Origin of the sequence: Noviherbaspirillum sp. (assembly GCF_035627455.1) — a bacterium.
Classification (GTDB): domain Bacteria; phylum Pseudomonadota; class Gammaproteobacteria; order Burkholderiales; family Burkholderiaceae_D; genus Noviherbaspirillum.
Genome location: NZ_DASPLS010000018.1, coordinates 21,569 through 28,330, shown reverse-complemented (window position 1 = coordinate 28,330; position 6,762 = coordinate 21,569). Strand labels below are relative to the sequence as shown.

General features: G+C 64.6%; 6 protein-coding genes. 1 reads left to right on the top strand and 5 read right to left on the bottom strand.

The genetic code is table 11. From position 1 onward, the window contains the following. The gene (locus VEC01_RS03605; protein ID WP_324898846.1) at positions 1-993 is read right to left on the bottom strand and encodes an ABC transporter substrate-binding protein; all 993 of its coding nucleotides are present in this window, start codon (positions 991-993) and stop codon (positions 1-3) included. Beyond that, entirely contained in the window at positions 990-1,760 is a 771-nt protein-coding gene (locus tag VEC01_RS03600) for an ABC transporter ATP-binding protein (RefSeq protein ID WP_324898844.1), read from the bottom strand. Before VEC01_RS03600 ends, VEC01_RS03605 begins: the two co-directional genes overlap by 4 nt. Positions 1,761-2,054: 294 nt before the next feature. Between VEC01_RS03600 and VEC01_RS03595 the strand changes: the two genes are divergently transcribed. Next, positions 2,055-2,783 carry a glutathione S-transferase gene (locus tag VEC01_RS03595; protein ID WP_324898842.1) on the top strand — a complete coding sequence of 243 codons (729 nt, stop codon included), beginning with the start codon at positions 2,055-2,057 and terminating at the stop codon, positions 2,781-2,783. 229 nt (positions 2,784-3,012) lie between these two features. On the opposite strand, the gene VEC01_RS03590 is transcribed toward VEC01_RS03595, so the two are convergent. The 3 genes from VEC01_RS03590 to VEC01_RS03580 all read right to left on the bottom strand — a co-directional run bounded on the left by VEC01_RS03590 (position 3,013) and on the right by VEC01_RS03580 (position 6,382). After that, positions 3,013-4,578, bottom strand: coding sequence for a fatty acyl-CoA reductase (locus VEC01_RS03590; protein ID WP_324898840.1), 1,566 nt, complete (start codon positions 4,576-4,578; stop codon positions 3,013-3,015). A 27-nt stretch (positions 4,579-4,605) separates the two neighbouring features. Beyond that, entirely contained in the window at positions 4,606-5,619 is a 1,014-nt protein-coding gene (locus VEC01_RS03585; protein ID WP_324898838.1) for a DUF2156 domain-containing protein, read from the bottom strand. Positions 5,620-5,725: 106 nt separating this feature from the next. After that, positions 5,726-6,382 (bottom strand): class I SAM-dependent methyltransferase, encoded by a 657-nt coding sequence (locus VEC01_RS03580; protein WP_324898836.1) that lies wholly within the window; start codon positions 6,380-6,382, stop codon positions 5,726-5,728. Positions 6,383-6,762 lie beyond the last annotated feature (380 nt).

The window sequence follows — 6,762 nt, the reverse complement described above, 5'->3', positions numbered from 1 at the left end:
CTACAACTTGCGTTCCTTCTGCCAGCTCAGGTCGAGGATCGATTTCACGTCGAACGGCTTGCCGTCGCGCGTCTTCAGCGAGCCCTGCTCCTGCAGGATGTCGGCGATTTCCTGCATGCGCGCCTGTTCCTTCTGCGTGATCAGCGGGCTGAAGGTCTGGCTCTTGATCGCATCGGTGATCACCGCTTCGCGCGGCAGTTCGCCCTGCTTCAGCGTCTTGAGCGTCGGCTCGCCGATGAAGTAGCCGGCGATCAGCTTGGAGGCGTCGGCCGGTTTTTTCTGCAGCATGTCGATCGCATCCTTTTGCGCGTCGAGCGATTTCCACACCGCGTCCTTGCGCTTTTTCAGCGTCTCGCCGGAAGTGATCACTACCATGCAGGGGAAGGGCCACACTTCGCCGATCTCGTAGACCTGCTTCACCGGCGCGATCAGCTGCGCGATGGACGCCTGCGGCTCGAACAGGAAGGCGGCGTCGACCCGCTTGCCAATCAGCGACTGCACCGCGACCTGCGGGCTTACGCCCATCACGTTGACGTCGTCCGGCTTCAGGCCGGCCTGCTTCAGCACCACCCCCTTCAACACCGTGTCGGCGGTGCTGCCTTCGGCCTGCGACGCCAGCGTCTTGCCCTTCAGGTCGGCCACGGTCTTGATGTTGGCGTCTTCGCGCGCGACGATCGCGTGGTAGCCGTGCTGCGCGCCGCTCACCACCTTCAGGTCGGCGCCCTTGGAGGCCCACGCGACCGCATTGGTGAAGCCGAGCACGCCGGAATCGAGCTGGCCGCCGACGATGGCCTTGATCAGGTCGGTGCCGGACTTGAATTCGACCAGTTCGACATCGAGGCCGTGTTTCTTGTACAGGCCCGCTTCCTGCGCGACGATCGCCTGCGCGTCGTCCATCACGCGCAGGTAGCCGACCTTGAATTTCTCCTGGGCGGCGGCGTGGCCGGCGAGCGTGAGCGCCGCAATCGCGATGAGGGTCTTGGCGGATTTCATATTCCTGCTCCTTCCGTTAATGCAATGTTCTCGTGCTCGGCGTGGATGCCGAGCAATCCCAAAATCTGGCGGCGCACCGGCGCGAAGTCGGACAGGTCGTGCGTCTTCTCGTAGTGCGCGAGGCTGAATTCCCTGAGCACCTTCGCCGGCCGGTGGCTGAACACCAGGATGCGGTCGGCCAGGAACAGCGCCTCGTCGACGTCGTGCGTGACCAGCAGCACCGTCGGGCGCGATTCGCGGATCAGGTCGCGCAGCGCGTCCTGCAGCGTCATGCGGGTAAGCGCATCGAGCGCGCCGAACGGTTCGTCCAGCAGCAGCGCCTTGGGCTGGGTGATGAAGGCGCGCGCCAGCGCCGCGCGCTGGCGCATGCCGCCCGACACCTGGTGCGGATAGTAATCCTCGAAGCCCTTGAGCTTGACCTTTTCCAGCCAGGCGAAGGCCTGCCGGCGTGCGTCATTCTTCTCCACGTCCTGCAGCTCGAGCGCCATCGCCACGTTCTGCGCCAGCGTCATCCACGGGTAGAGCGCGTTTTCCTGGAACATCAGCATGCGTTCCGGATGCGGGCCCTTGACCGGCTTGCCATCGGCGAGGATGCTGCCGGCGCTCGCGGTTTCGAGGCCGGCGGCCATGTGTAGCAGCGTCGACTTGCCGCAGCCGGACGGGCCGACCAGCGCCACCAGCTCGCCGGTGGCGACCTCGCGGCTGAAATGCTCGATGACGTGCAGGTCACCGAACCGCTTTTCGATATTGTTGAAAGACAGCTTCATTGTCGTTGTGGGTGCGGCGAAAGGAAGGGCCGCGGGTGCCTTCGGCCGCGTAAGTTATGGTTTCGCCCTTGGAAATTACTTCAAGTAATAACGCACTTTAGTGGGGCATCAAGGACAGGACAACAATTTTTCCTGACTATGCTTATATGTAAATGCGAATAAGCCAGGCGAGCCCACGGCAGAGGCTGCCGTAGGGAAAGTAAGTATACACCGACAATTTCTTTTCCCTGGCGCCTGGAGGGGCATCGCCCGCCATGGCTGGCCGTTCGACAATCGCTGCGAGGAGACCGTTCCATGCGCTACGAGCTGTACTACTGGCCGATGATCCAGGGCCGCGGCGAATTCGTGCGGCTCGCGCTGGAGGAAGGCGGCGCCGACTATGTCGACGTGGCGCGCAAGCCGGAGCGCGGCGGCATGGGCATGCCTGCGATGTTCCGCCTGATGGAAGCGGCGCCGCTGGCGCGGCTGCCGTTCGCGCCGCCGATCCTGAAGGCGGGCGGGCAGCTGGTCGCGCAGACCGCCAACATCCTGCTGTTCCTCGGGCCGCGGCTTGGGCTCGTGCCGGACGACGAAGCGGGACGGCTGTGGGTGCACCAGCTGCAGCTGACCATCGCCGACCTCGTGACCGAGGCGCACGATACCCATCACCCGATTGCCTCCGGCCTGTACTACGAGGAGCAGAAGCCGGAAGCGCTGCGCCGCGCCCGGGATTTCACCGCCGAACGGCTGCCGAAGTTCCTGGATTATTTCGAGTCGGTGCTGGAACGGAACCCCTGCGGCCGAGACTGGCTGGCCGGCGATACGCCGACCTATGCCGACCTGTCGATGTTCCAGGTCGTCGAGGGATTGCGCTACGCTTTTCCGAAGACCATGAAGCGGCTGGAGCCGGGCTATCCGCTGCTGGTCGCGCTGCACCGCCGGGTGGCAGCCCGCCCGCGCATCGAGGCTTACCTGAAATCGAAGCGCAGGATCGCGTTCAACAATGAGGATGTGTTCCGGCGGTATCCGGAGCTGGACGGGTAAGCCGATCCCGGCGCGGAAGAGGCGTGCGGGCGGTACCGGGCGCGCTTCAGCACGCACCTCCCCCGTCGCCCCCGCGCAGGCGGAGGCCCATAACCCGCCTGCATGTCCGGGACAGGTTGCATTCCAGCGCAAGCCGCAGTGCCGGCTGCCCTTGGGTCCCCGCCTGCGCGGGGACGACGGGGAACGGGCATTCCTTGCACACGCCTTCGCCCGCGCGCGGGCCGTTAACCTATCGCACCGATCCCGCCGCTTCCGCGACTTCCGCCGCTTCCACCGCCGGCAGCGCCGGTGCGGGGGCGGCTTCCACGCGCTTGATCTCCTTGCGCTTCAGCGCATACCTGTTCAGCCCGGCCAGATGTATGCGGCACAGGTAGTCGCTCCAGTTGATCCGTTTCGCATCCACCGGGAACAATGCGCGGTCCTCGCTGCGGAAGCGTTGCGCGAGTTCGACCAGCGACTTGTTGTGGAAGCGGTAGTTCGGCTTCGTGTAGAAAGAGAAGGTGATCGCCAGCGTCTGCGTGGTGCGCATCTTTTCCAGCGCGCGCGACTCGCCGCGCAGGCCGAGCGCGCCGCGCAGCGCGCTCAACGCGCCGGTCGCCAGCTGCATGCCGCCGAGGATCAGGCGGAACAGCCGGTGGTTCACCATGCGGAAGTCGTGCGTCGGCTCCCGCGAAAACAGCTTGTCGTACTGCCGCCAGTTGCGCTTGCACTCATCCTTGATCAGCGTGATCAGCTCGCCGACCCGGATCGGGTTGGCAGTGCCGCTGCTGCACTGGTAGATGCGGTGGCGCCCGCCCTGCGCCAGCGCTTCGGCGGCGGCAAGCAGGATGCCGTTGGCGACCAGGTCGGCCGGTATCACGTCGATCACGCCCTCCGGCTTGGCCGGGAAGAAGCTGGTCTTGCCGCGCGCGTAGGCCAGGATCACCGCGTCGGCCACCTTCACGCCTTCGACCCAGCCCGGCGCCGGCTCCTCCAGCGTGCTCTCGATGATGGACGGGCGCAGGATGGTCAGCGCCCGTCCCTGCATGCCGTGGCCGGCGAGCTGCTCGCCCATCCATTTGGTGAAGGTGTAGGTGTCGTTCCAGCCGTGCCGGTTGGCTTCGCTGATGCCAAGCTCGGTCAGGCGGCGCTCGCGCAGCCCGGGGTCGCGCACCTGGCTCTTGATCAGCTCGATCTTCTGCTGCAGCTCGCAGATCAGCGGTTCGACGTCATAGTAGCCGTTGCGGTGGCGCGGGATCAGGCCGCCGGCCGGATGCACGATCTGCTCGCGCATTTCGCCGCTGTTGTAGCCGTTCACGTAGCAGGTCGAAACCTGCACCAGCGGCGCATTCGCGGCACGCGCCAGCGCGGTCAGATGATGGAGCGAGAGCGCATTGATCGCCAGCGCCTCGTCCAGCGGTTCGCGGAAATTCACGCTGGCGGCGGCGTTGACGATCACGTTCACGCGCGACGCCAGTTCGATGAACCGGTTTGCCGGCAGGCCGAAGTGCGGCTCGGTGATTTCGCCGGTGATGCATTCGATCTTGTCGGCGAAAAAGCGCTCCAGCTGCGCCGGCCGTTCCGCGCGCAGCCGGTCGAAGATCGACGAGCAGGCGACTTCCCGCTCGAACCGCTCGCGCCCGCCCGGGCAGCTGCTGTTGCCGCGGATGAGCAGATAGATGCGGCCGACGTCGGGGACCGCGCGCACCAGCTTTTCCAGCACGACCTTGGCGAGGAAACCGGTGGTGCCGGTCAGCAGCACGTTCTTGCCCGACAGCGCGGCGTGGAGGTTGAGGGAATCCTTCTGTCGTTTCATCGTGTTCTTCGTCTGTGTTTCCGTGGTTCAGAGAATGCGGGTAAGCCGGAACATCGCGGTCATCGCGATGCCGGGCAGTGCGTTGCGGTGGCAGCAGTAAGTCTTTTCCACCCGCCCCTGGAAGCGCGACTTCGCGAATTCCAGCCCCTTGAAGTTGTAGAGGAAATCCATGCGCTCGCGGATCACCGACATCGACATCCGCAACAGGCGCGATTCCTGCGGTTCGACTTCGTTGGCGAGCATCAGCGGCACCAGCCCGAGGTCGAGGTATTCCACGCCCTCCGCGCGGAAGACTTCCATCGCATGCGCCATCAGCGCATACCACAGGCCCTGCTTGAAGTTGGCCGAGGAGCGCGAGATGTTGGGCACGTAGCCGATCAGCCTGTTGCCCGCGTAGACCGGGTCGAAGAACACGAAGGCCACCGCCTCGCCGTTCAGGCAGGCGTAGAAGTAGCGCGTGCCTTCGCGATAGTCGACCAGCATCGGCCGGATCAGGAAGCGGATTTCATTGTTCTTGCAGCGGCGCGTCTGGATCCACGCTTCGGAAATCTTCTTCACGTCAGGGTTGAAGCCGGCCTCGCGGATCTCGATGCCCTGGCTGCGCGCCTGGTTGACGGCGGTGCGGATGATCTGCTTCTTCGAGCCGCGCGTGGACCAGTCGGCCAGCGGCACTTTCATTTCGCTGCCGAACTGGGTGCCGTAGTAGCCGTGGCGTTCGTGCAGATGGTCCACCACCGGCTTGCTGACCTGCACGAATACCGCGTGCGGGAAGGCGGCGAGGAAGCGGTCGAGCATCAGCGGGCGGTGGAGCGGATGGCAGACCGGGTCGGCGAGCGCGAAGCGCATGCCCCAGTGCGTGGCGTAGGCGATGTAGCCGACGCCGGGCATGTCGAAGTAGGACATCTCCGGCTGCAGCGTCGAAAACGACATCGAATGGGAGCCGAACTGCTTGAGGCAGGCGATGCGCCGCGCCATGTCGAGATGGCCGATGTCGGCCGCGAGCGGACGGTCCAGCGTGATGACTTGGGCTTGATCTTGCAAAGCAACCTCCGTGTTGAGGTGAGTGGCGATGGAAGCGAAGAGCGGCGAAGTCCCCTCCTCCTCTGTGCGAGGAGGGGCGGAACGGGGGAGCCCCCCGCGGCCGGCGTCAACCGCGCGACAGCGGCTTGCGCCCGAGTACCGACCAGTAGGCGTTCAGCAGCAGCAGCCGGTAATGCCGCTTCTCGTCGATCTGCAGCCCGAGCTTTTGCATCGACTCCGGATAGTTGTAGATCTTGTGCACTGCATTGCCCGCGAATGCCCAGAAGAACAGCACCGCGCCGTACCAGTACGCCGTCTTCACCAGGCGCGACAGGATGTTGCCGGTGGGGTAGGCAAAGTCGCCGACGACCACATGCGCGCCCGGCTTGCCGAGGCGGATCAGATGCGCCAGCACGCGGTGCATCATCTCTTCGTCGAACACGTTGAGGAAGAAATTGGCGACCACCATGTCGTACTTTTCGAATTCCCTGACCTTCATGATGTCGCTGTGCAGCTGGCGGATCCTGACGTTGACGCCTTCCTTTTCCAGGTTGCGCTGGAAGTTCTTCAGCATCGTCTCCGACAGGTCGACCACCGTTACCTCGGCGCCCAGCTTCGCGGCGTGCACCGCATCCTTGCCGTGGCCGACGCCGGCGAACAGCACCCGGTCGCCCGGCTTCAGATGGTCGAGCATCGCGATCTTGCACTTGTGGATGGACTTGCCGCTGTAGAGCGCGCTCAACCAGTCGTAGATGGGACCTACCAGCTTGTATTTGTCTTTCATGCTTGACCTCTGGCCTTCGCGGCCTTTTCGTTTGTAGTGAACGCCGGCATCGCCGGCGCGTCTCCTCGACACGCTTGCTGCCGCGCGACGAAGGACGACCATCCCTGCGCGCCGCATGCAGGACGGGAGCACATTGCATGGAGCGCTTCGTACCGCACGCAGTAGGTTTAGATTAAGACAAGATCAGGCGGGTCAGAGGACAGGCGCGTTGGCCTTGGGAGCCAAACTCGTGACCCTGGAAGTCAGGTCCGTCGAGTTTGTCCGGCAGGAAATATTTACGGGAGGCGCGAGCGAAGGCGCGCGAAAAGGATAGCCGGGCGCGGGCGCAGGGGCGTGATTTTTCTCAAGGGAAGCGGCAACGCGCGTCCGCGCGAACCGCC